Annotated in this window: 25 protein-coding genes; 15 read left to right on the top strand and 10 right to left on the bottom strand. The window is 57.3% G+C overall.

Going from position 1 to position 22,763, the window contains the following annotated elements; all coding sequences use genetic code 11:
• The first annotated feature begins 179 nt into the window (after positions 1-179).
• Both RBB82_RS00435 and RBB82_RS00430 read left to right on the top strand, forming a co-directional pair.
• A complete protein-coding gene (locus RBB82_RS00435) occupies positions 180-2,015 on the top strand; it encodes a CCA tRNA nucleotidyltransferase (protein ID WP_433973152.1) in 1,836 nt (611 codons plus the stop codon).
• 291 nt (positions 2,016-2,306) lie between these two features.
• Entirely contained in the window at positions 2,307-2,897 is a 591-nt protein-coding gene (locus tag RBB82_RS00430; RefSeq protein ID WP_433973151.1) for an NADPH-dependent FMN reductase, read from the top strand.
• Between the two features lie 40 nt (positions 2,898-2,937).
• Here the strand turns inward: RBB82_RS00430 and bla are convergent, their stop codons facing one another.
• The 10 genes from bla to RBB82_RS00380 form a co-directional block, all read right to left on the bottom strand.
• Positions 2,938-3,870 carry a class A beta-lactamase gene (gene bla / locus RBB82_RS00425; protein WP_433973150.1) on the bottom strand — a complete coding sequence of 311 codons (933 nt, stop codon included), beginning with the start codon at positions 3,868-3,870 and terminating at the stop codon, positions 2,938-2,940.
• A 42-nt stretch (positions 3,871-3,912) separates the two neighbouring features.
• On the bottom strand, positions 3,913-4,128 hold the full coding sequence (locus RBB82_RS00420) for a copper resistance protein CopC (RefSeq protein ID WP_433973149.1): 216 nt from the start codon (positions 4,126-4,128) through the stop codon (positions 3,913-3,915).
• Entirely contained in the window at positions 4,125-4,898 is a 774-nt protein-coding gene (locus tag RBB82_RS00415) for a cytochrome c oxidase subunit 3 (RefSeq protein ID WP_433973148.1), read from the bottom strand. Before RBB82_RS00415 ends, RBB82_RS00420 begins: the two co-directional genes overlap by 4 nt.
• Before the next feature lie 35 nt (positions 4,899-4,933).
• A complete protein-coding gene (locus RBB82_RS00410) occupies positions 4,934-6,769 on the bottom strand; it encodes a cytochrome c oxidase subunit I (protein ID WP_433973147.1) in 1,836 nt (611 codons plus the stop codon).
• Positions 6,766-7,488, bottom strand: coding sequence for a cytochrome C oxidase subunit II (locus tag RBB82_RS00405; protein WP_433973146.1), 723 nt, complete (start codon positions 7,486-7,488; stop codon positions 6,766-6,768). The genes RBB82_RS00410 and RBB82_RS00405 overlap by 4 nt, the downstream gene beginning before the upstream one ends.
• Before the next feature lie 100 nt (positions 7,489-7,588).
• Positions 7,589-7,795: a hypothetical protein gene (locus tag RBB82_RS00400; RefSeq protein ID WP_433973145.1), complete on the bottom strand. Its 207-nt coding sequence runs from the start codon at positions 7,793-7,795 to the stop codon at positions 7,589-7,591.
• Positions 7,796-7,808: 13 nt separating this feature from the next.
• Complete coding sequence (pdxT, locus tag RBB82_RS00395; protein ID WP_433973144.1) at positions 7,809-8,501, bottom strand: pyridoxal 5'-phosphate synthase glutaminase subunit PdxT; 693 nt, start codon at positions 8,499-8,501, stop codon at positions 7,809-7,811.
• Between the two features lie 385 nt (positions 8,502-8,886).
• Positions 8,887-9,399, bottom strand: coding sequence for a GyrI-like domain-containing protein (locus tag RBB82_RS00390; RefSeq protein WP_433973143.1), 513 nt, complete (start codon positions 9,397-9,399; stop codon positions 8,887-8,889).
• Between the two features lie 390 nt (positions 9,400-9,789).
• On the bottom strand, positions 9,790-10,242 hold the full coding sequence (locus RBB82_RS00385; RefSeq protein ID WP_433973142.1) for a chemotaxis protein CheX: 453 nt from the start codon (positions 10,240-10,242) through the stop codon (positions 9,790-9,792).
• 89 nt (positions 10,243-10,331) lie between these two features.
• A complete protein-coding gene (locus RBB82_RS00380) occupies positions 10,332-10,721 on the bottom strand; it encodes a response regulator (protein WP_433973141.1) in 390 nt (129 codons plus the stop codon).
• Positions 10,722-10,853: 132 nt separating this feature from the next.
• Between RBB82_RS00380 and RBB82_RS00375 the strand changes: the two genes are divergently transcribed.
• From RBB82_RS00375 to pnp, 13 genes are all read left to right on the top strand, one after another.
• A complete protein-coding gene (locus RBB82_RS00375) occupies positions 10,854-11,609 on the top strand; it encodes a flagellar hook-basal body protein (protein ID WP_433973140.1) in 756 nt (251 codons plus the stop codon).
• Positions 11,610-11,660: 51 nt separating this feature from the next.
• Positions 11,661-12,449, top strand: coding sequence for a flagellar basal-body rod protein FlgG (flgG, locus tag RBB82_RS00370; protein ID WP_433973139.1), 789 nt, complete (start codon positions 11,661-11,663; stop codon positions 12,447-12,449).
• Between the two features lie 7 nt (positions 12,450-12,456).
• Entirely contained in the window at positions 12,457-13,002 is a 546-nt protein-coding gene (locus tag RBB82_RS00365) for a flagella basal body P-ring formation protein FlgA (RefSeq protein ID WP_433973138.1), read from the top strand.
• Positions 13,002-13,862, top strand: coding sequence for a flagellar basal body L-ring protein FlgH (locus RBB82_RS00360; RefSeq protein WP_433973137.1), 861 nt, complete (start codon positions 13,002-13,004; stop codon positions 13,860-13,862). Before RBB82_RS00365 ends, RBB82_RS00360 begins: the two co-directional genes overlap by 1 nt.
• A gap of 102 nt (positions 13,863-13,964) precedes the next feature.
• Positions 13,965-15,059 (top strand): flagellar basal body P-ring protein FlgI, encoded by a 1,095-nt coding sequence (locus tag RBB82_RS00355; protein ID WP_433975453.1) that lies wholly within the window; start codon positions 13,965-13,967, stop codon positions 15,057-15,059.
• Positions 15,056-15,376 (top strand): hypothetical protein, encoded by a 321-nt coding sequence (locus tag RBB82_RS00350; protein WP_433973136.1) that lies wholly within the window; start codon positions 15,056-15,058, stop codon positions 15,374-15,376. The genes RBB82_RS00355 and RBB82_RS00350 overlap by 4 nt, the downstream gene beginning before the upstream one ends.
• Positions 15,377-15,423: 47 nt before the next feature.
• A complete protein-coding gene (gene flgM / locus RBB82_RS00345; protein WP_433973135.1) occupies positions 15,424-15,735 on the top strand; it encodes a flagellar biosynthesis anti-sigma factor FlgM in 312 nt (103 codons plus the stop codon).
• A complete protein-coding gene (locus RBB82_RS00340; RefSeq protein WP_433973134.1) occupies positions 15,732-15,998 on the top strand; it encodes a hypothetical protein in 267 nt (88 codons plus the stop codon). The genes flgM and RBB82_RS00340 overlap by 4 nt, the downstream gene beginning before the upstream one ends.
• A complete protein-coding gene (gene flgK / locus RBB82_RS00335; RefSeq protein WP_433973133.1) occupies positions 15,986-17,404 on the top strand; it encodes a flagellar hook-associated protein FlgK in 1,419 nt (472 codons plus the stop codon). Before RBB82_RS00340 ends, flgK begins: the two co-directional genes overlap by 13 nt.
• Before the next feature lie 49 nt (positions 17,405-17,453).
• Entirely contained in the window at positions 17,454-18,356 is a 903-nt protein-coding gene (locus RBB82_RS00330; protein WP_433973132.1) for a flagellar hook-associated protein 3, read from the top strand.
• 578 nt (positions 18,357-18,934) lie between these two features.
• On the top strand, positions 18,935-19,624 hold the full coding sequence (locus tag RBB82_RS00325; RefSeq protein WP_433973131.1) for a dienelactone hydrolase family protein: 690 nt from the start codon (positions 18,935-18,937) through the stop codon (positions 19,622-19,624).
• A gap of 115 nt (positions 19,625-19,739) precedes the next feature.
• Positions 19,740-20,006: a 30S ribosomal protein S15 gene (gene rpsO / locus RBB82_RS00320; RefSeq protein WP_158791899.1), complete on the top strand. Its 267-nt coding sequence runs from the start codon at positions 19,740-19,742 to the stop codon at positions 20,004-20,006.
• Positions 20,007-20,306: 300 nt separating this feature from the next.
• The gene (gene pnp / locus RBB82_RS00315) at positions 20,307-22,730 is read left to right on the top strand and encodes a polyribonucleotide nucleotidyltransferase (protein ID WP_433973130.1); all 2,424 of its coding nucleotides are present in this window, start codon (positions 20,307-20,309) and stop codon (positions 22,728-22,730) included.
• Positions 22,731-22,763 lie beyond the last annotated feature (33 nt).

The raw sequence follows: 22,763 nt of genomic DNA, 5'->3' as shown, positions 1-22,763 counted from the left end.
GTGGCTGACGCAGCGAACAAGGTGCAAACAAAGTAGTCAATTCGCTACTGCTGTGTTACATTGGCCTTTTGCGTTTACCTGTCATGATCATTATAAACGCTTGATTCGTGGGAGCTTAGGTATGGCTCCGACGGGTTGGAGCGCCCGGTTAGAACCGGCTTGGAGTAAAAGTACCAGTTATGGCCGACTACATCTACCTGCTCGAAAATCGCCTCTCTGAAGCGCAGCGGGCCTCGCTGCTTGCCGTGCGTGAAGTTGCTCGCACTAAAGGACTTACCGTTTTTCTCGTAGGCGGGGCGGTACGGGATATGACGAGTGGATCGCCGGTTCGGGATTTGGATGTGGTGGTTCAGGGTAACGCCCTCAAGTTGAAGAAAGACATAGAGAAAGTCCATGGCGTGATCACGGGTGAGTCAGAGGCTGGACAAGCGCTGTTTGTGCGGTTTCCAGGTGGCGTAAGGATGGAGATTGGCAGCACTTTGTCGGTCATTTATCCGAAGCCGGGTAAGCCGGTGGCCAAGGCTGCGACGATTCTGGAGGATCTTCGGCGGCGGGACTTTACTGCGAATGCAATGGCGCTGTCGCTGAATGACGGCTCCTATGGGCTGCTGATGGACCCGCTGAACGGGGTCGCAGATATTGAAAACCGCGAACTGCGGCTGGTGAGCAACTACGGATTTATCGAGGATCCGGTCCGGATGATTCGGGCCGCTCGTTTGATGGCACGGCTGGGTTGGCAGATGGATGAAAAGACTCAGGCCCGCTATGAGACGGGGAAGCAGGAGGGATACATCTCGGGGATGGGGGAGTTTCATCGCGGGTATGAGACCGAGGAGATCTTCCATGAGGAAGATCCGCTGAGGGTGCTGAAGCGGCTGGAGGCTGAGGGATGGGTCAAGCACCTGTTTCCTGCGCTGTCGTCGGCGAAGGCAAATGAGACGGAGTTGCAGAAGCTGCGGGATGTTCAGTCGCAGCTGCAGATGCAGGGTATCCACCCGGAGGCCGCTGTAGCAAACTTTCCTTTTCTGACGGCGAAGATGGCCCCGAAGGAGATTGCAGCGCTGAAGAAGAGCTTCGCGAGGCAGGGATTTGTGGCGGAGATTGAGGCGCTGGAGGATGAGGCGAAGGCGTTCGCGACGGAGTTCTCCAGTAAGGTTGCTTCGACGCCTTCGCAGGCGTGGAAGCTGCTGCACTCGGCCAAACCTGAGTCGATTTTGTGGGTGGCACATACCTCGAAGAACGCTGGGATTCAGAACAAGTTCAAGGGCTTCTTTACCGAATGGGCGCAGGCCAAACAGAAGCTGCCATACACTCTGATGCAGGAGATGCGGATAACACCCGATCTGCCTGAGTATGGCGCGCTGCTGGATAAGTTGTTCTTTGAACTGATGGATTCCAAGCTGGGGACGGTTGAAGAGATGAAGGCTTATCTCGAGCCGTATTCGCCGCCGGCGCCGCCTCCTCCCGTTCATCTGCGCCGGGCGCGTGTGGCAAAGAAGGATGCGAAGCCTGCCAAGAGCCGAAAGAAGGCTGCGGTTGAGGCGAACGGTGAGAAGCAGGATGCGGTTGCTTCTTCGGGATCGGGCGAGAGTGAGGCGAGTGCTCCGCCGCCCGCGAAGAGCGCACCGGGTAAGGCTCCGGCTGCTCCTGCTAAGGCTGCTGCCAAAAAGGCTGCTGCTCCGGCTAAGACAGTGGCTGCTCCTGCGAAGGCGAAGCCTGTTGCAAAGGCTCCGACGAAAGCTCCTGCGAAGAAGGCTGCTGCGAAGGCCCCGGCTAAGAAAGCTCCCGTGAAAGCAGCGAGTAAAACGCCTGCGAAGAAGGTTGCCGCGAAGACGCCTGCGAAGAAAACTCCAGTGAAGCATGTCGCCAAGAAGGCTGTGGCGAAGCATGCTCCTGCTAAAAAGGTGACTCCGGCGAAGAAGGTAGTCGCTAAGTCTGCCCCGGCAAAGAAGGCTGCTGTGAACCATGCCCCTGCAAAGAAGGCTGTGAAGGTCGCTCCTAAAAAACGGCGCTAGTCACTTCTTGCTCTCTGTGATCGAGAGCAAGAAGCAGACTGTTCGTAACTCGTTCGTTTTTGGGAGGCGATGAGTTCTCCGTGGATGGGGTTCGCGTTAGTGCGATCTCGCTTGGGCGAGTTAATGAAATAGCGCGAGTCCTCCTCGTTTTCGAGTTACGTCTTTTCACAGAGAGCACTTCTTATAGCGACTTTTGTTTGATCGAATTAAAACTTTGTCGAATGCGATTCTGAATCATGCGTTGACCGCTGTGCTTTGTAGAAATGCATCTCATTTGGCGAGGTGACTTCTATGGTGGTTGCGGTGTTGCTTGGGTCGGTGCGAAGCGAACGGATGGGAGACCGGGCTGCGAAGTGGGTTGCGGCAGAGCTTGAAAAGCGAGGGCACGAGGCGGTGCTTGTGGATGCCGCGGTTTTAAAGCTTCCGATGCTCGACAAGATGTGGAAGGAGATAAAAAAGGACACTTCAGCGAAGCACGAAAAGCTGCATGAGAAGCTTGCTCCATTGGCAAAGCTCTATGCGCGAGTCGATGGGTTTTGCGTGGTGAGCGCAGAGTACAACCACAGCATTCCTCCCGGGTTGACCAACCTGATCGATTATTTTCTGGAGGAGTATTTTTTTCGCCCATCAGCGATTGTTTGTTACTCAGCAACGCCGTTCGGTGGTGTTCGCGCGGCGATGCAACTGAGAGTATTGCTGGCGGAGGTGGGAATGCCGACGATTCCTACGCTGCAGGCGGTTCCTGCAATAGATAAGTCGCTTAGTGAGGATGGCGTGGCACTAACTCAGGAGTTGGCGGAGAAGAGTGGAAAGTTCTTCGACGAGTTCGATTGGTACATGCGTGCGATGAAGGCAGAGCGAGCGAAAGGTCTTCCGTATTAAGCGGTCCGATGCCGAGATTCGGGCTGAACGGTCTTCAGGGTCAGGCTGATTGCATAGCGGAGATAACGAGGTGTCCGACTTCGGCAAGAATGGTGTCGCGCTTTGCGTCGGTGCCAGGGCACTCTGTGAGGTAGGCGCTGACTAGTACGGGCGATTGGTGTGGGGGCCAGAAGATTGCGATGTCGTTGGTGGTGGTATCGCCGTTGGCGCCGGTCTTGTCAGCAGCGCGCCAACCGGTGGGCAGGGATGCGCGAAGGCGGCTGTTGCCGTATTCGTTCGCGACCATCCAGTTGATGAGTTGTTTGCGCGAGCTTTCAGAGAGGACACTGCCAAGGAGAAGAGCTTGCAGGTTTCCGATCATCGCGGTCGGTGAGGTGGTGTCGCGTGGGTCTCCTGGCAAAGCTTCGTTGAGCGATGTTTCGGTGCGGTCGAGGCGAGTTACCTTGTCGCCGATCGAACGAGCGAAGCTGGTGATGCCGCTGGGACCGCCTATGGCGGTAAGTAGAAGATTCGCTGCGGTGTTGTCACTTTGGGTAAGTATGGCGTCGCAGAGAGTCGAGACGGTCATCTCCGCGCCTGCGTGTTGTTCGGTGACAGGGGAGTGAGAGACAAGAGGCTTTGCAGGGACAGCGATGGTGCGGGTGAGGTGTTCGTGGCCGGCGTCGACGCGTTGCAGCACGGCTGCTGCGAGGAGCATCTTGAACGTGCTGCACATCGCGAATCGTTCGTCTGGACGATGGCCTGTTTTTTCGCCTGTGCCTGTGTCGAAGACGGCGACGCCGAGTCTGCAGTTGTTGGAATGCTCCAACTGCGCCAACAGGGTAGGGAGATTTCGGAGGCGCTTAAGAGCTTGAGCGCGAAGTGCGTAGGGGAGGGCTAGTGTGTTGGCTGTGGCAAGGGTGCCAGTGATCAGAAATTTTCTTCGGGTGAGCATCAGGACTTCAGCAAAACATGCGCTTGAACGTTCGCTCAAGTGATCACCTTGAGCCTCCGGTGTGGATTTTATTCAGGGGGCTTAGCGGTGGCGCTTGAGGAGAACGAGAGTGCCGAGGAATAAGCCGCTGGCGGTGGCGGTCATGAAGATGATGGCGTGACGGTAGGCGGCTTGTGTTTTAGGCGGTGTGGCGGCCGTGTTGTCCTGACATTGCGTGCAGCCCTGGGGGCGTGCTGAAGGTGCGATTGAAAGAAAAACTGCGATCAATAGGATTCGCAACAGGTGCGACTGCTTCATTGGAAGAACGCCAGGAGTGCGAAGAGAAAGAGCCAGAGGATGCCCATTGCGTGCCAATACCATGCAGCGCCATCGACAAGGATTTGGCGTGTCTCCAGTTGGCGGGAGACGTAGAGCCCTGTGAATGCAGCGATGAGAGCGCCGATGCCGAGAAAGAGGTGGATCGCGTGGACGCCAGTGATGAGATAGAAGAAGTGGCTGCTCTGGTTGGTCTTGAAGAAGATGTGTTGCACGGCAAGCTGGCGCCATGCAGTCCACTGTCCGGCGAGAAAGAGCAGGCCGAGGGCTATGGTGGCGGAGAGCCAGGGGAGCGCGCGGCGGGTGATGGGTTTGCCGAGGCCGAGCCACTCGTCCATGACGTCGGTCTCGCGGAACATGTTGCGGCGGGCGATCTCAATTGTTGCGGAGCTGAGGAGGAGAACTGCTGTGTTGAGCCAGAGGATGGGCGGGATGGTGGTGGGGAGCCACTCGTTGACGTAGTGGTTGTAGGCGTCGAAGTGCCCGGTCGACTGGTTAACGAAGAATGTGCTGACGATGGCGACGAAGAACATCAGATCGCTGGCGAGGGCGAAGAAGATGCCCATGCGGTAGCGATGGAGGCGCTCGTAAGGGCCGCGGCGGCCGTGGGGGCGGTCGTTCCAGTTGTCGTTGTCACCGCCACCGCCGGTTCGTTTGTCGGTTGGCGGCCGTCGGCCTGAACCGTTGTCGTGGTCTTCTACCCGGCGCTTGCGTTCCTGCTCAGTTTTATTCGGTGTGATGGTTGCCGGCATGAAGGTGCCCTCTTAGACCATGCGTTGTGGACAGCTTACTCCGGTTTTGCGCTTGTGGCTTCTTTGATTTCGACCTGATCGACGGTGTTGGGGATCCATTGTGGCAGGAATGTGAGTTCGGCCTGTATGGACCGATAGTGGCATGGGGCACGGTAGACAGAAATCTCTGGTGTATCGGATGCGGATGAGGGGGAAAAAGGATTCAGGGCCGGGTGCCATTCGAGGGTGGTGGCGTGCCATGGGTTGCTGGAGGCGGGTGCTCCGCGGCGCAGGCTGCGGACTAGGTTGAAGAGGAAGGGGAGCTGGGCCGCGGCGAGGAAGATGGCAGCGTAGGTGATGAAGTGATTGAGCGGTATGGTGTGAGCCAGGAGCGCTCCGGCAGGACTGAGCGAGCCGCCAGGGCCGGGGATGCCGGTGAGCTGGGCGTAGTGGCGTGGTTCGCCTGCCAGGCCAGTCAGGTGCATTGGGAGGAAGACCGCGTAGGCTCCGATGAGGGTGCTCCAAAAGTGGAATCGGCCGAGGGGTTCGGACATGAGGCGGCCTGAGCGCGTGCGAGTCGCAGTGATGAGGGGGAACCAGTAGTAAGTTGCCGCGTAGAGGCCGAAGATGCCGGCCATCGCCATGATGAGGTGGAAGTGGGCGATGACGAAGAAGGTGTTGTGGAGGTACTCGTCGAGGATTGGCTGGGCGAGGATGGGGCCGGTTAGGCCTCCGGTGATGAAGAGGCTGACGAAGCCGAGGGCGAAGAGCATGGGCGTCTTGTAGCTGGGGCGGGAGCGCCAGGTGGTTGCAAGCCAGCTGAGGACCTTGGCGGCGGCGGGTAGGGCAATGGCCATGGTGGAAATGGAAAAGGCGGAGCTGGCGAAAGGATTAAGGCCGGCGACGAACATGTGGTGTCCCCAAAGCAGGATGCCGAGGAGGCCGATGAGGAGGGTTGTTGCGATCATGGTGCGGTAGGCGAAGACGCGGCGGTGGCTGAAGTTTGCCAGGAGCATCGAGGTGAGGCCCATGCCGGGGAGGATGGCGATGTAGACCTCCGGATGTCCGAAGAACCAAAAGAGGTGAAGCCAGAGAAGGGGGCTGCCGTTGCCTCCGTGGTGAAGGACGCCGTTGACCAAGTCTCCGGTGGGGAGGAAGAAGCTGGTGCCCGCGTGGCGGTCGCAGAGGAGCAAGAGGATAGCCGCGAGGAGCACGGAGAAGGCGATGATGCTAAGGAGTGCGGCGGTGAACCATCCCCAGACGGTGAGGGGGAGGCGCTCCCAAATCATGCCGGCGCAGCGGTTGCGGATGATGGTGGTGAGGGTGTTGATGGAGCTGGCAGTGGAGGCGATGGCGAAGAGGGCTATGCTGGTCAGCCAGAGGTCCATGCCGAGGGCTTGGCCGGGGCCTGCGCTGGGGATGGCGCTAAGTGGTGGGTAGGCTGTCCAGCCGGAGATGGCGGCGCCGCCGGGGACGAAGGTAGAGCTGAGGAGGGTCAGGAGGGCCAATGCGGTCAGCCAGAAGCTGGCCGCGTTGAGCGTGGGGAAGGCCATGCCGCGGGCGCCGATCTGAGCGGGAAGGATGAGGTTGCCGAAACCGGCTTGCGGGGCTGTGGTGAGGACGAAGAAGAGCATGATCGTCCCGTGGATGGTGACGAGCGCGAGGTAGTCCTCGGGGAGGATGGGGCCGTGGAGTGGGAGTGGCCAGTCGGGCCAGACGAGGTGGATGCGCATGAGCAGCGATAGGAGCGTGCCAATGACCACCGATACGAGCGCGAGGATGAGGTACTGGATGCCGATGATGCGGTGATCCGTGGTGAAGACGCGAGAGATCAGGGAGTCAGGTTTGGGGATTCGGGCTTGATCTGTGCGGGTGTTGGAGCGCGGAGTCATTGGGCCGCCTTCTGTTTTGCGGCGAGCCATGTTGCAAATTGATCGGGTGGGAGGATGCGGAGGGTGGCGTTCATGCGGTAGTGGCCGAGGCCGCAGAGCTGGGTGCAGAGGATGGCGTAGGTGCCGGGGGTGGTGGGGGTGAAGTGGAGGTGGATGGTCTGGCCGGGAACGGCGTTCTGCTTGAGGCGCATCTCGGGGATGGAGAAGCCGTGGATGACGTCCTGGGCGTTGAGGCGGAGGTCTACCTCGCGGTTGGCTGGGAGGATTAGTTCGGAGGAGATGTTGTCGTCGGCGGAGTGAGGGTCGGTTGGATCGAGGCCGAGGGGATTGCCTTCGCCGGCGGCTACGAGGCCTGGGCGGGTGGTTCCGAAGGTGGCATCGGGGCCTGGGTAGCGGAAGTACCAGGCGAACTGGACTCCGGTGACCTCGACCTGGAGGGCGGTGAGCGAGGCTCCCGTGTAGCGAGTTGCTGCCCAGAGGCGCTCGGCTTTGAGGGTAAGGGTGCCGAAGAGGAGGGCGAGGGCGGAGAGGGGAAGGTATTCGATGCGCCAGAGGTGAGTTGGTTCGGCGCTGCGTTTGGCCAGGAGACCGATGAACAGGATCAGGTGGGCTAGAGCGAGTAAAGCGAGGGCGATCCAGAGGTTGAGGATGAGGTGGTGGTCAAGGGCGAGGCCATGAGTACTTCCGTCTGCAGGAAGCAGCCACGGGCGAAGGATCACGGCCTGATCGCTCCAAACGTTTGTGAGGCAGGCGCTCGTGAGGCAGGAACAGATCACATATGCAGGATATCTTGTCTGCGAGTCGGCGCTCTGGCGGTCTTTAGCCTAGTGTGCCTCTGACGAAGGCGTAGATGATGCAGATGCAGGCGACCGTGGCGAAGGCCATCATCAGAATGAAGATGAACTTCTCGGTGACGCTATCTGCGGTGGCGTCGTCGGATTGTTTTCTGTTGCCGGTGAACAGGAGAAAGATGCGGTTGGATCTGCCTGACTTGATGATCTTGGTCGTGGCCGGATAGGAAGGCATAGTCCAAATGCTATTAACTCGGACGTAAAGATGGCGTAATGGAGCGATCAGAGCTGGGTGTTTTGCTCGAGCCGATCATTTCGAGGAAGAGCTGATGGACGCGAGGGTCGTGGCCGAGTTCGGGATGGAAGGTGGCGGCAAGGATGTGTTCCTGGCGGACTAGAACAGGGAAGCCGTCGCGCGAGGCAAGGGTTTCGACTTCGGGACCGGTGCGGGTGATGCGAGGAGCGCGGATGAAGACCATCTCGAGTGGGCCGCCGGGGAGTTCGGTGGGGGCGGTGAGGATGGCGGAGTCGATCTGGCGACCGTAGGCGTTGCGCTCGACCGTGATGTCGAGGGCGCCGAGGGAGGTTTGGGCGGGGTGCTGGACGTCTTTGGCCAGAAGGATGGCGCCGGCACAGGTGCCGAACGTTGGGGTGGTCCTGATGAACGTGGTGAGGGTGTCGAGGAAGCGGTTGCGCTCAAGGAACTTGAGCATGGTGGTGGATTCGCCACCGGGAATGATGAGGCCGTCGACGCTGGGTTGGCCTTCGCTGGTGAAGAGTTCGTCCGGAGTGCGGATGAGTCTGGTCGGAACGCCAAGGCTGGCCAAGGTGCTTGCGTGGGCTTCGTAAGCACCTTGAAGGGCTAGTATGCCTATGGTTGGCGAGGCAGGGCGGTTTACGGTGCCGGTCGTCTCATTTGTCGTATCGTCGGTCGTTGCCATACCCTCCCCCCCCCATATCTCGTGCGTAAGTTACTTATAATCAATAACTTAAGCGCGACCTATTATTCTAAATTCGTCCAAATAAAGGACTTGCGTCCAAATTCGTCTCAGCAAAGGAGTTAGGGCGAAAAAGGCCCTTTCCCCAAGGTTCTGTGGCGCGACGTTTTGGCCACTTCTTCAAGTATAGAGGAATGGTTAGGGTAAATACGCCACGCATAACTCTCGTTACGACAGCGGTTTAGGGCGGATGGGGTCTTGACAGATTTTGGGGACTCCCCTGTCTGCTGCCCATGAGGCACGCCAAACAGGAGCAGATTATCTGGGACGGGGTAGTCTTGGGACTTCCAGCATCGCAAGAGGTGTCAGCTTTCCGTTCAAGACTCGCCTATTTGATCGGTACCCATACCTCAACATCACCTGCGCCGACCTGGGGGTCGAAGCTCTCGCCGTAACGCTCAAAGAAACCCGGTGTACCCGGTAGCCCGTGAACGAAGGCGTACTGGGATCTTGGCAACCACTCGCGCTCGATCGCATTGCAGGTGTCCTGAAGCTTCGAGATGTGGCCCCGATGCGAGAAGACCGCATATCGCTGGACCGGCATCGTCACCGTGTTGAAGGCCTCGGGAAGTTCCGTTGCACTGAGCACCTCAACCCCAGCGAGATAGTCAAATCCGTCAGACAGAGGAAAACACACACCGTAGGCTACGTGACCAACCTGTCCGGGAATCTTGCCGATGTAAGGCGCAAAGCGCTGCCATAGCGCCGGAATGTCTCTCATCGTCTCGTTTGTGTAGTGACCGCGCAACCCTGCGATGAGTTTCGTATCTCCATCTTCGAATCTCGGTGCTTCAAGCTTCTCCGAATTCATGTTATCCGCGCGCGTTTGGTTCTCCGTCATAAACAGTTCTCCTCGAGTCGGTTTAGTTCTTCAGATAGGAGCAGGCGATCAATGCTGACAGCGGTGCCTCCCGAGTCACCCTCGGTCTTTTCCAAGACGAAGGCACCCGCAGGACCGCCTGAGTGTAACGCTCGAGGCTCACGATGGTCACTCCCGCAACGATATCGTACTTTACATCGCTTCGGCAGCGTCCAATTGTACTGACATCCTGATCGTGGATGCTGACCGCATCTCGAGCCGAGGAGGGTCGTGCGGTTATTTTTTCGAAAGAGCATTTAAACCAAGAAGGCCCCGCATCCGTCGGGGCTTTCCTGTGCAGCACAAGAGATCAGCGGTGGCATGCGCACACCGTCTCCATGGTTGTACCCCGGTAAGGGGAGTGGGGACCGCTTAAAAGGCGAGTACGACGCCAAAGACATTTCCCTGAAAGGAATAGTTTCGGCTGAACCTGGTTGTGAATTTGGCTTGATATCCCTCGAGTCCATCGCGGGTCACTGCCGGAGTGGAGATCGAGCAGTTCGAGTCGGGCGACGCGAGTTTGCTCTTCCAGCCGCCGGCGATCATATTGCAGAGCTCACCGATTGCGTCGGCCACCATTGGATCGTGCGGCTCCGATGGAGTCCCGAGCAAAGCCTCGGCCGTTACCGATGCCGTTGCCTGGCTTGCGTAGAGAAGGCACTCGCCATCGACTGCGCCTGTAAATTGAATCCTCGCCACGATCCGCCCATCTACCGTGTCCACATCACCATCCAAAGGGTCGCAGCTTCGCGCCAGCATCGTCTCGAAGACCTCTGAGACTGCCGAGTCGAGCCGAGTCACTGCCTCATCGTGCACATTTGCCACAATCGTCCTCTTCCTGCTCCTGATTTATGTTTCGCGATAGCCTCAAAAAGCGGCAACAACCGATCCGCGACAGATTAACGATAGGTCGCCTATACCGGTCGCAGCAGCGGAAGCACGCGCGCCTTCACCTGGTCCGCGGTGAACGGCTTGCAGATGTAACCCTGCGCGCCTGCCGCAATGGCCCGCATCACAAACGATTCATTCCCTTCCGTCGTAATCATGACGACGGGCACGCCTGGCGCCAGATTCTGCTGCTTCCTCGCCTCGAGAAACTGCAGCCCATCCATCACCGGCATATTGATATCACTCAGAATCAATCCCAAAGCGTTGTCACCACCTGGATTGTCCCGAAGAGTCTGGAGTGCCTCCTCACCATTGGAGGCTTGCAACACCTCGGTCAGGTCAAGGCCAGCCTGTCCCAGCGCCCGTTCGATTACCTTCCTCATCACAGCCGAATCATCAATAATTAGAGCTCGCAACCGACCCTCCCAGAACTACATTTGGTCTGATTGCTGTATCGGCGACTTCGAGCCAATCTTGAACGCCCACTCTTAGTGTCTTCTAACCGTCGGCTCTCCGACTTCGGCCACTGAACTGCTTTAGCACGTGGCATGGATAGCGGAACCTACGCAGCATACACCGGACTCCTCTCGCGCACCCAAGCGCTCGATACAGCCGCCAACAATCTTGCCAATGCAGGAACAGCCGGGTTTCGAGCACAGCGTGACTACTTCAGCGGCGTCCTCGCTGGAGGGGTAGATCAGGACCCGGAGACCGCGTCACAGGTGGGCTCGTCCGTCAATGGCTTCGGCGTCTTGGGCGGCAACAGGCTCGATCTTGGCCAAGGCGAGTTGAAGACGACTGGTAATCCACTCGACCTGGCGCTCGAGGGCCAGGGATTCTTTGCCATTCAAACGGCAAACGGCGTTCGTTACACACGAGATGGCTCCTTCGCGCGATCGGCGAAGGGAGTCCTCCAAACTGGCCAGGGCGAGCCGGTGCTTGACGGGAACATGAAGCCAATCAACATCCCTACCGGCACCATCAACGTCTCGCCCGACGGGAGTGTCTCTGTTGCGACGGTCGATGGCAACGCGGTCGTGGGGAAGGTCGGTGTCTTTGACTTTGCCGATCAGTCTGTGCTGACTGCAGAGGGAGCGAATCGTTTTTCTGCGAATGGTGCGAAGCCCATTCCATCGAACGCCTCGGTGGAACAGGGCGCGGTGGAAGGAGCCAACGAAGATGCTGTTCACGGAACGATGCAACTGGTCCTGGTGCAGCGACAGGCAGAGATGATGCAAAAAGCACTCAGCGTCTTCAACAACGACTTTGACAAGACCGCGTCGGAGGATCTGCCGCGCGTCTGACGGGGATCTGTTCGGAAGGTGTTGCCACAACTTTAGGAAAAGGAGCTTGAAATGATTCGTGCTTTATATACAGCGGCAAGCGGCATGAGTGCCCAGCAGACAAATCTGGACACTATTGCGAACAATCTTGCTAACTCAGGGACCGCAGGATTTCGCCAGCGACAGGTCCAGTTTCAAGACATGATCTATCAGAATCTGGTCACTCCGGGGGCGGCCGACAGTCAGCAAACGATCTCGGCTGGCCTGCAGGTTGGCCTCGGAACCAAAACATCGGCCAGCGAAGTCATTATGACGCAGGGCGATCCCAACACGACTGGCAATACCTATGACCTTGAGATTCAGGGCGCAGGATTTTTTCAGGTATCGCTGCCAAACGGAACCATCGGCTACACCCGGGCCGGCAACTTTCAGGTCAACAATCAAGGCACGATCGTGACCTCGGATGGAGACACGGTGCTGCCCGCGATCACAGTTCCGGCCAATGCGAGCAATGTCGTGATCTCTCAATATGGAGTGGTCACAGCGACGCTGCCGGGGCAGACAAACGCCGCGCAACTTGGAACGATGCAGCTGGCGAACTTTCCAAACCCCGGTGGACTGAGTTCGATTGGCGGCAATCTTCTGCAGCAGACAACCGCATCGGGCAATCCGATTACGGACGCGCCGGGCGGAAACAGCGGGATGGGCACGCTGCAGCAGGGTAGCCTCGAGAACTCGAACGTCGACGTGGTCACAGAGTTTGTTCAGATGATTCTGGCCCAGCGTGCCTATGAGAGTAACTCCAAAGTCATTCACGTAGCAGACGATATGTACTCCCAGATCAACGGCCTGATTCGCTAGGAGCGTCATGAGCTATCGTCACTGTTACCCAAGCAGATATCGTCTCTTCTGGTCTTCGATGCTTTGCGTGGCGGGTCTCGCATCAGCGCGGGCCGCCTGCTACAGCACGCCAACGGCCGCGGTCGAGTCCATGAAGCCAGGTTCGTCACAGGCGCCGCTGACAGCAGGTGGATATTGGGTGACGAGTATTCAGACGGATCCAATGTCAGGTCAACGATGGGCGATGATTGCGAGCTGCGATCACCCCGAGCGTCCTGTTTTTTCTCTTCAAACAGAACAGGCAGGAGCTGCGCAACAGCTACAACTCAGCGAACCGCAGATGATTCCCGATAACGCCCACACAACTCCGTTGGTTCACGTTGGTGACACGGTTCGATTGTGGAGACAAGAGGCGGTTTTACGAATCGAGATGGCTGGCGTGGCAGAAGAGAACGGCGGTTTGGGGAAGTTGATACGGGTACGGTTGCTTCGTCGCAGCACAGAAGATCAGTCGACCAGAGCCGAGTTTGCGGGTGTCGTTCGTGGAAGGGCGGATGTGGAGATGCAACCATAATGAATCAACTATCAGATAACTTTTATCTCGGCAGCGGTGGCCAGGCGGACGCCAGTCTGGGTCTCATGGGGGCACCGCTCTGTCCGGAATCGCTTCAGCGCGGTGGTCGAGGTGGTCGAGGTGGGCAGGGTGGTCCGGGTAGGTTTATGGCCGGAACGGTCGTTGTACTTCTTCTGCTTTTGGCTGCGGCTTCGTTGCGAGCACAAATAGCATCCATCAAGAAGGCAATCGAGCCAAAGCCCAACGCTGCAGCCACGTCCTTGACCGCTTATCTGGACCGGGTTCGTGCGGAAAATTCGACACTGCAGGCTGCTCCAGGATCTATATGGGCAGACAGCGGCCGACTTACTCGTATGACGACTGACGTTCGTGCCATGCGGCCCCATGATCTTATCCAGGTCGTGGTCGCCGAAAATCTGACGTCTTCGACAGACGGGACCGTAAAAAATTCGCGGGCCTCCTCTGCAAACTCTGCAATTTCTAGCTTGTTCGGCAAGCTGAAGGCTGGAAATGCACTGCAAAATATCATCACCCAAAACTCATCGTCTGCCTTGAACGCTCAGGGTACCAGTGCGACCGACTCGAGCTTGAATACGACGTTTGGCGGACAGGTGGTGGAGGTGCTGCCGAACGGAATGCTTGTGGTCGAGGCGGCGCGCCAGGTCGAGTTCAGTCAGCAGACGCAGACGATCCTGCTTCGTGGCCTGGTGCGTCCTGAAGATATCTCTCAGCAAAACCAGGTACTTTCAACCGCCATCTCCAGTCTTGAACTTGAGGTTCGAGGCAAGGGCATTATCAACGACTACACCCACCGCCAGAACCCTGTGATCAGGTTCCTGCAAAATCTTTTGGTCTTCTAATGGTGAATCATGCGGGCTCAGATGGTTAGCAACAAAGTACAAACATGCTGGATGACAAAGGTGACAAAAAGCGCAGCCGCGGCCGGCATCGTCACTCTGTTGATGGTTCCTTTCACGTTGACTGCGACGGCGATTGCATCCGATCCACCTCCAGTGGTGTCGAGAGAAGCGCGGATTAAAGACATCTCGTCGATCGAAGGCATTCGCGATAACCAATTGGTAGGCTATGGCATTGTTGTCGGCTTGCAGGGCACCGGAGATAGCCAGCAGACAACGTTCCCTGTTCAAACGTTGACCTCGACGCTGCTTCGAATGGGGGTCAGCGTTCCGGCCGCATCGATCCGTATACAAAATCTTGCCGCAGTATTTGTGGCAGCGACATTGCCACCGTTCGCAAAACCTGGAACCAAGCTGGATATTACGGTATCTTCCGCAGGCGACGCGAGAAGCCTCGAAGGTGGGTTGCTTCTGATGACGCCGCTCTACGGTGCGGATGGAAAGATCTACGCGCAGGCACAGGGGCCGCTCGTCGTCGGTGGATATTCGATCAGCGTGAATGGAAACATCAAGCAGTTCAACCATCCAAATACTGCAAGGGTTCCTTTAGGTGCAATGGTGGAGCGTGGTGTTCCTCTCGAACTTGCGGGACGGAAAGAGTTTTCACTTCTGCTGAACGATGCAGACTTTCGCAGCGCCGAGGCGATGCAAAAAGCAATCAATCTTGAACTGGGAAGAGATGCAGCACGTGTCGTTGATAGCAGGCAGATCGATCTATCGGTGGCAAATGGAGAAGACATTCCCGCGCTTCTCGCCCAGGTGGAGTCCGTCGAGGTTCCCGTCTATCCCCGGGCAAAGGTGGTCGTAAATGAGCGGACGGGCACGGTCGTGATTGGAGGGACGGTTGTCTTACAGCCGGTATCCATTCTTCACGGCGGACTGGCGGTCAACGTCGTAAGCGAGTTCCAGGTGTCGCAGCCAAACGCCTTCTCTTCCACTGGTACGACCCAGGTGGTGCAACAGACGAGAATCGATGCACAAGATAAGCCGGTGAATCGAATCGAACTGAAACAGGGAGCAACTGTCGACGACCTGGTTCGAAGCCTCCAGACAATAGGGGCATCGGCAAGAGATGTCATCTCAATCCTGCAGGCGATGAAGTCGGCGGGCGCACTGGAAGCAGAGATTGAGGTGCTATGAACATCAATACAGATCTTTCAAGTCAACCTGCATCTGCAGTCGATGCTCGGAAACAGGCGAAGTTGGTAGACGCTGCGCAGCAGTTTGAGGCGACGATGATGCAGGAGCTGTTGAAGCCGATGCAGCATGGTCAGGACAGCTGGGGGGGCGACGTAAAGGATGAGGACGCAACCTTTGACACGCTAAGCAGCTTTGGATCCGAGACGATGGCAAAAGCCATCTCGAAGGGGGGCGGATTTGGGATCGCTCGAAAGGTCGTCTCACAGATCACGTCGGAGCGCCAAGCGAAGTCCGAAAAGAAGGCAACTGGGTACTAAAGTTTTTTAATTCGCCGCCGATATAGTGAAGTAGACGGAGGTTCAAAATGAGTTTTGCAAATGGAATCGATAGCCTGCAGCAGTCGGTCAACTCCAGCGCGCCATCCAGTGCGAAGCCGGTGGAACAGGCGAACAGACCCGAGAGCGTGGCAGTTGCCAGCACGGCATCTATCGAAAGGGCAGACCATCTTGATCAGGCAGAGCTGAGTTCGGCTGGCGGCGTCATCACCCAGGCACTCGAAGGTTCGGATATTCGATATGAAAAAGTTGCCTCGTTGCAGCAGGCAATTGCTGCCGGAGACTACAACGTATCGTCATCGGACGTGGCGGACAAGATCATCGAAGGACTATCGAAATGATGGCGACGAGTGATCAAGCAGTGGCCGAAGCACTCGACGAGACCGTCCAGGCGATCACAGTGCTCGACCTGAACAGGCTAAAAACTCCGGAAGAAAAGATCTCCGCCCTGGCGCAGTACAGCATCACCTGGGGCAAGGGCGGCATCAACGCAATGCTGGCAAAGAAGCATCTGCTCGACCTCATAGTTCGGAACTGCGAGGCGAACCTGGATTCACTCAAACACCTGAACGGGAGAGATACGAGAGACCAATGGGCACACTGACATCGGTATTAGACATAGCGCAACAGGCCTTGATGACCGACCAATTCGCGCTGAATGTTACTGCGAACAATGTGGCGAATCAGAATACTCCGGGATACACGCGTGAAGTTGTGAACTTCGCGACGGAGGACTCTGTTTCACTGAGCGGAGGCGTCCAGAGCACAGGTGTCACAGCGACCGAATCGTCGCAGAGAGACCGCGTTCTCGAACAGCGCGTCCAGCAACAGACCCAGGCCGTTGCCCAGAGTGGGGCACTCGGGTCGGCTCTCCAGCAAGTGGAAAATATCTTCGGTTTGAGTTCCACTTCGTCGACGGCAAACTCGTCCGCGGTGACTTCCTCGGCGCTTGGCAGTGCCATCAACGGTCTTTTTACTTCCTTGTCTGCGTTGGAAGGCGATCCTTCCGGTACGGCAACGCGGCAAAGCGTGCTCGCTGCTGCGGCCGGACTCGCTGGCGCATTCAATACTGCGTCAAATCAGCTGACGCAGCTGTCGTCGAGTCTCAATCAGCAGGTCTCGAGCGACGCCACGCAGGTAAACGCACTCACGTCTTCGATCGCGTCACTCAACGGACAGATCGCCAGTATAAGTCCCACTGGAGATGCCGGCACACTCGAAGACCAGAGGCAACAGGATATTGCCCAGCTGTCTCAGTTGGTCGGTCTGGATCAGATATCAACATCGCAGAATGGCATCTCGTTGACGACCAGTGGCGGCGCACTCTTGGTAAGCGGCAACCAGTCGTTCGCAATGAGCACAACTCAGGTTGGAGGAAACACCCACGTTATGGCCGGGGACCCACCTCAGGACGTGACCGCGAATCTGACGGGCGGCGACCTGGGTGGAACCCTGCAGGCGAGAGACCAGAATCTGGCCACTTATTCGAGCCAGTTGGATAACCTGGCGTTCTCGCTCGGTACTGCCGTGAATCAGCAGAACGAGGCAGGCATCGACAGCAACGGGAATCCAGGCCAGGCTATCTTTAGCCTTCCTCCGACCCAGACTGGCGCCGCTGCGCTGATCACGGTCTCCGCAACCGGTCCGGCGGCAGTTGCGGCCGCTACAACCGGCGAAGGATCTTCCGGCAACGACAATGCGACGGCGCTCGCCAATCTTGCGACCGCAAATACCGTGGGCAGTCAGACGGCGACCGGTTTTCTGGCTTCGTTCCTGGGGCAGGTTGGCAGTGATGCTTCCACAGTAACAACAGAGAACACCGGACAGCAGGCGACACTCACACAACTTACAACGCAGCGTGATTCGCTGTCCGTCGTATCTACCGATCAAGAAGCAGCCAATCTCACGGAGTTTCAACGCTCCTATCAGGCGTCGTCGGAGGTCTTCAACATCGTGAACACGCTGATGGCGAGTGCAATCAATCTTGGTGAAGAGACGACGGTGAGCTAGTAGACACCGGAACAGGCAAGCTTCACAGACACCGAATAAGGAGAGGGCATTGAGAGTCGATCCAAATTTCATCACGAACCTATCGGGCTCGCTGAACCAGTCCAGCAATTTGATCAACACGCTTTCATCCGAGCTGGCGAGCGGAATGAGCATCTCTCAGCTTCAAGACAACCCGGTCGCGGCGGCACAGAGTACCCTTCTCGATGGCCAGATTGAGCAATACGATACGTTTGTTCAGACATCTTCGGGCGAGGCATCGATGATGCAGGTTGCTGACTCGACTCTTGGAGATGTCGTGACGCAGATTACGCAGGCGCTTGGTCTCGCGGTCCAGGGCAGCAACGGCACAGAGAACCCGTCGGACAATGCCAGTGTCGCGCAGTCTCTGAACGGCATCCTGAATCAGGTGGTGTCACTTGCGAACACTAGTTTTCAAGGGCAGTTCCTGTTTAGCGGTAGCCAGGGATCGGTTCAGCCCTTCACGCTGAATACAGCCACGACTCCGGCAACGGTTACGTATGCAGGAGACACGAATGTGCAGTTTCTTGAGACCCCGAGCGGGCAGAAGCTCCAGGTGAATCTACCTGGATCTACTGTGTTTGGTACCGGAACCACTGGCGTAATCGGTGCTCTTAGCCAGTTGGCCGCCGATATCTCGGGTAGCGCCTCGACTGCGACCATCACGGCAGATACGTCGACGCTCAAGACCGCTCTCGATCAGCTGTCGACTCAGCGGAGCGCCCTTGATAGTTCACTGGCTCAGATGAACTCCGCAAATACGTTCGCCCAGACGACTGGAGCCCAGCTTGAGATAGCACAGAGCGGTCTGGTTTCTGCGAACCCGGAGACAGTGGCTACGCAACTATCTTCTGCTGAAACTCAGCATCAGGCCCTGCTGAGCGTCATCAGCACTTTGGATAATCAAGAGGATCTCTTTCAGGCGATGAGATAGATCGTAGATCCGCATGTAACCATTCGGCGTACTGAGTCGGTCTTTCTAAGTCTTCGCGTTTTAGCCGTTTACTGAGACAGAAAGTCCGGCCGTGCGCCGGCTGGCGTGCCGGGGACGGGTGGCACCGCAAACGTCGGACAGAGATTCGCGCTAAGAGTGTGTTGAACGAAGGAGACTCTTCGATTGGCGTGACTGAATATACTAGAGGAGTGGCGACTGGTATTGGCGAAGAATTCAGATTTTTGTGGAACGCGACGCGCGGCAACAGACTGAGACCGTGGCGAAGCGCCTATCTGCGATGGAGACTCGAAACATACTCCGGTCAGCGGGCGGAGACGATTCGTGCGCGAGACTTTTGGACCGTGTTCTGGAAGGAGAAGAGGCAATTTCTTCGGTTTCTTCGGTGGACACGTGAGATCAAAAGCTATTCGGACTCCAGGCCGCGATAAGAGTGAAGAACATCAGAAGCCTGGTCGATCACCGTTGTGCGGGAGACGCCCAGGTTTGATTGTGCGTTTTTACTTTTATTTGACAAGCCTAGATCCAATCTTGATGCACCGTTGGATATGATTGAATTCATGAGTGAATGGATCAAGTTGAAGGCACAGGATGGGCATGAGCTGGGCGCTTACGTCGCGCGGCCAGCAGGACAAGCAATAGGAACACTGATTCTTGTTCAAGAGATATTCGGCGTCAATGCGCACATCCGCAGCGTTGTCGATGGATATGCGAAAGATGGATTTCTGGTAATTGCACCGGCGATATTCGACCGTTTCGAGCCTGGCGTGCAGTTGACCTATCAGCCTGACGATATGCAGAAGGCCTATAAGTTCTACGGCATGCTGAAGCCAGAGACGACGCTGATGGATGTTGCCGCGGCCTATGAGTGGGCGAAGGCGGCAGGCAAAGGAATCGGCGTGATTGGCTACTGCTACGGTGGTTTGACGAGCTGGCTGGTTGCGACGCGCGGCGAAGACTATAAGATGCAGCCTGCGTGCTGCGTTGGCTACTATGCCGGCGGTGTTGGTTCAGTTGCAACCGAACAGCCGAGCTGCCCGGTGATGCTGCACTTCGGCGCAAACGATACCCATATCGGGCAGGATCAGATAGAGGCAGTTCGTGCGGCTCATCCTGAGGTAGAGATCTTTGTCTATGAGGGTGCAGGGCATGCGTTTAACCGGGATGTGGATCCGAACAGCTACCATGCAGCCTCGGCCAAGCTGGCGCGGGAGCGTTCGCTCGAGTTTTTGAAGACCCATATCGCTTAAATTGTCCAAAATCATTTAGCACCGCTGGCCTCCCACGATTGCCGGGTTGCGCCAGCGGTGCTATCCTTATGCAGACACTAAGAGTGAACTAGAAGAATTAGGAGTAGAAACAGCTGTGTTGGCATCCGCTAAAAAGACAGACATTATTGCAAAGTTCCGCACGCACGACTCAGACACCGGGAGTCCAGAGGTACAGATCGCCATTTTGAGCGAGCGCATCGGCGAATTGACGGAACACTTCAAAGCACACAAGAAGGATCATGGATCACGCCGTGGTCTTCTGATGCTTGTCAGCAAGCGTCGCCGTTTGCTGGACTATCTGAAGAAGTGTGACGCAGACCGTTATCGCGAGGTCATCGGCAAACTCGGAATCCGCAAGTAACCGCATCATCTCCGGAGACACCGTACAAACTATGGGAGCATATACGGCCCGTTCTCATTCGGCTGCTAACCTCGTGCAAGGTCGAGCGAGACCTTGGCGATGGGGTTGCTGACGATGGGAGAGCGCGGCTTCGTTCCTGTGGCTCAGACCGCGTGCGGATGCGAGCTTTCAAACGACTTATTACAGCGCAGCTTGCCGGCGGTTCGATAACCGCTTCGCAAAGCTGCGCTTTTTCGCGCCCGATTAACGGATGACGCGATCTCAGGCTTAATCAAACGAAGACGAGAGAAGAGAGGCAACATGAAACAAGATGTGACAGTTGAGCTTGCCGGCGGCAAGCAAATCAAGTTCGAGACCGGACGCATGGCGAAACAAGCCTCCGGCGCAGCGCTGACTTCAAGTGGCGACAACGTAGTTTTGGCAACGGCCGTTGCATCGCCCGATCCGAAGGAAGGCATCGACTTCTTCCCGCTGACCGTGGAGTACCGCGAGTTTACTTATGCCGGTGGCCGTATCCCCGGAGGGTTCATCAAGCGCGAGGGGCGTCCGAGCGAGAAGGAGATTCTGACCAGCCGTCAGATCGACCGTCCGATCCGCCCTCTCTTTCCTGAGGCGTTTCGCAATGAGACCCAGGTGGTTGCGTTTGTCTACTCCGCGGACAAAGAGAATGATCCCGACGTGCTCGGTATCAATGGCGCCAGCTGCGCTTTGGCACTGAGTGACATTCCTTTCCATGGGCCGGTTGGGGCGGTGCGCATTGGTTTGATTGACGATCAGTTCGTCGTGAATCCGACCTACGCCGAGCGTGCGAAGAGTCAGTTGAACATCATGGTCGTCGGCACGAAGGACGGCATCGTGATGATCGAGTCCGGCGCGAAGGAAGTTGCTGAAGGCCGTGTGGTCGATGCGATCGAATTTGCGCATGAGCAGATCAAGAAGATCTGCACGGCTATTGAGGATCTGGCGAGCCGTGCGGGTAAGACGAAGCGAGAGGTTAGCGCGGTCGAGATCGATCATGACTATCTGAATGAGCTGACCAATAAGATTGGCGCGAGGTTGAAGGACGCGCTCGACACGCAGAAGCATCCCAAGTTCGAGAGCTATGCGTTGGTGAAGGACATCAAGGACGAGCTCAAGAAGGACTTACCAGAGGGAGATGCTGCGGCTGCTAAGAAGTTGAGCAAGTACTACGAGCTTCTGCGCGAGAAGATCTTCCGCGATCAGGTTCTGGTGGACCGGATTCGGCCGGATCATCGCGCATTCGATAAGATTCGCGACCTGACGATTGAAGTTGGCGTTCTGCCCCGTGTTCACGGTTCAGCGCTCTTTACCCGCGGCGAGACGCAGGCGCTCGTTAGTGCAACGCTCGGAACCACGGACGATGCACAGCGTCTCGAGAGCTACGAGGGCGAGCAGAAGCGTCGCTTCATGCTGCACTATAACTTTCCTCCGTTCTCCGTTGGTGAAGTTGGACGTATGTCAGGCGTAGGACGGCGAGAGATTGGCCATGGTGCGCTCGCATCGCGTGCGATCGAGGCTGTGCTTCCGGCTGAGGATGAGTCGCCCTACACGCTGCGTGTGGTCTCGGACATTCTGGAGTCGAATGGTTCGTCTTCGATGGCCACTGTGTGCGGCGCTTCACTTGCGCTGATGCAGGCTGGTATCGCGATCAAGGGATCAGTCGCGGGCGTTGCCATGGGCCTCGTGAAGGAAGGCGAAAACTATGCCGTTCTTACCGATATTGCCGGTGCGGAAGATCACTACGGTGATATGGACTTCAAGGTTGCGGGTACCCGCAAGGGAATTACCGCGCTGCAGATGGACATCAAGATCATGGGCATCACGCCGCAGATTATGCGTGAGGCGCTGGAGCAGGCGCGGCAAGGCCGGCTCTTCCTGTTGGATACGATGGACGGGGTGATCGCTGGTGCGAATCAGGAGAAGTCGCAGTTTGCGCCACGTATTCACACCATTCAGATTCCTACGGACAAGATCCGCGATCTGATTGGGCCGGGTGGAAAGGTTATTCGCGGCATCATTGATGCGACCGGCGTAAAGATCGATGTGGACGATACGGGACGGGTCAATGTCGCTTCGAGCGATGCTGACGGTCTTGCCCGAGCGATCCAGATGATCAGCGATCTGACTGCGGTGCCTGAGATCGGAAAGACGTATCTGGGCAAGGTGGTTCGTCTCGCCGAGTTCGGTGCGTTTGTTGAGATCTTCCCCGGAACCGATGGCTTGTTGCATGTCTCCGAGATCGCGGAGCACCGCGTGAAGGAGGTCAAGGATGAGCTTCGTGAAGGCGACCAGATCCTGGTTAAGGTGCTGGCTATCGAAGGGAATCGCATCAAGCTTTCAAGGAAGGCTGTTTTGCGTGAACAGCGCGCGAAGCTCGGTCTTCCGGAGCCGGGTCAGATAGGGACCGATGGGGCGAACGTCGAAGCAGGTGCATCGCATCCTCGGACGGAGCAAGCGCAGGGTGGAGACAATGTTGCCACGGATGAAGAGGGCGACGACTTTGATGATGACGGTGACGATCCTACGGACGAGCCAAACTTCAATCGCGCTGATGGTGCGGTTCCTGTTCCTGCGGGCGGAGGTCAGGCAGGGAATGCTCCTGGCGGCCAGAGGCGGCCGGGCGGCGGAAGACGTCGCCGCGGTGGTCGCAGACCGGGCGGTTCGGGTTCCGGGGCACCTTCGGGTGGTGGCGGCAATCGGTAGGTTTTACCTTACGCATAACCAGAAAGACCGCGC

This window comes from Tunturiibacter lichenicola (genome assembly GCF_051013355.1).
Taxonomy (GTDB): domain Bacteria; phylum Acidobacteriota; class Terriglobia; order Terriglobales; family Acidobacteriaceae; genus Edaphobacter; species Edaphobacter lichenicola_F.
The sequence above is the reverse complement of the archived record's forward strand: the minus strand, read 5'-3'. Positions and strand labels throughout refer to the sequence as shown.

Coding starts and splice junctions, on each gene's coding strand:
- RBB82_RS00350 (WP_433973136.1), top strand. CDS start 15,056: ATGAACATCAATACAGATCTTTCAAGTCAACCTGCATCTGCAGTCGAT.
- RBB82_RS00435 (WP_433973152.1), top strand. CDS start 180: ATGGCCGACTACATCTACCTGCTCGAAAATCGCCTCTCTGAAGCGCAG.
- pdxT (WP_433973144.1), bottom strand. CDS start 8,501: ATGGCAACGACCGACGATACGACAAATGAGACGACCGGCACCGTAAAC.
- RBB82_RS00360 (WP_433973137.1), top strand. CDS start 13,002: ATGAATCAACTATCAGATAACTTTTATCTCGGCAGCGGTGGCCAGGCG.
- RBB82_RS00430 (WP_433973151.1), top strand. CDS start 2,307: ATGGTGGTTGCGGTGTTGCTTGGGTCGGTGCGAAGCGAACGGATGGGA.
- RBB82_RS00410 (WP_433973147.1), bottom strand. CDS start 6,769: ATGACTCCGCGCTCCAACACCCGCACAGATCAAGCCCGAATCCCCAAA.
- RBB82_RS00355 (WP_433975453.1), top strand. CDS start 13,965: ATGGTTCCTTTCACGTTGACTGCGACGGCGATTGCATCCGATCCACCT.
- flgM (WP_433973135.1), top strand. CDS start 15,424: ATGAGTTTTGCAAATGGAATCGATAGCCTGCAGCAGTCGGTCAACTCC.
- RBB82_RS00390 (WP_433973143.1), bottom strand. CDS start 9,399: ATGACGGAGAACCAAACGCGCGCGGATAACATGAATTCGGAGAAGCTT.
- RBB82_RS00415 (WP_433973148.1), bottom strand. CDS start 4,898: ATGCCGGCAACCATCACACCGAATAAAACTGAGCAGGAACGCAAGCGC.
- RBB82_RS00325 (WP_433973131.1), top strand. CDS start 18,935: ATGAGTGAATGGATCAAGTTGAAGGCACAGGATGGGCATGAGCTGGGC.
- pnp (WP_433973130.1), top strand. CDS start 20,307: ATGAAACAAGATGTGACAGTTGAGCTTGCCGGCGGCAAGCAAATCAAG.
- flgG (WP_433973139.1), top strand. CDS start 11,661: ATGATTCGTGCTTTATATACAGCGGCAAGCGGCATGAGTGCCCAGCAG.
- RBB82_RS00420 (WP_433973149.1), bottom strand. CDS start 4,128: ATGAAGCAGTCGCACCTGTTGCGAATCCTATTGATCGCAGTTTTTCTT.
- RBB82_RS00365 (WP_433973138.1), top strand. CDS start 12,457: ATGAGCTATCGTCACTGTTACCCAAGCAGATATCGTCTCTTCTGGTCT.
- RBB82_RS00400 (WP_433973145.1), bottom strand. CDS start 7,795: ATGCCTTCCTATCCGGCCACGACCAAGATCATCAAGTCAGGCAGATCC.
- RBB82_RS00340 (WP_433973134.1), top strand. CDS start 15,732: ATGATGGCGACGAGTGATCAAGCAGTGGCCGAAGCACTCGACGAGACC.
- flgK (WP_433973133.1), top strand. CDS start 15,986: ATGGGCACACTGACATCGGTATTAGACATAGCGCAACAGGCCTTGATG.
- RBB82_RS00375 (WP_433973140.1), top strand. CDS start 10,854: ATGGATAGCGGAACCTACGCAGCATACACCGGACTCCTCTCGCGCACC.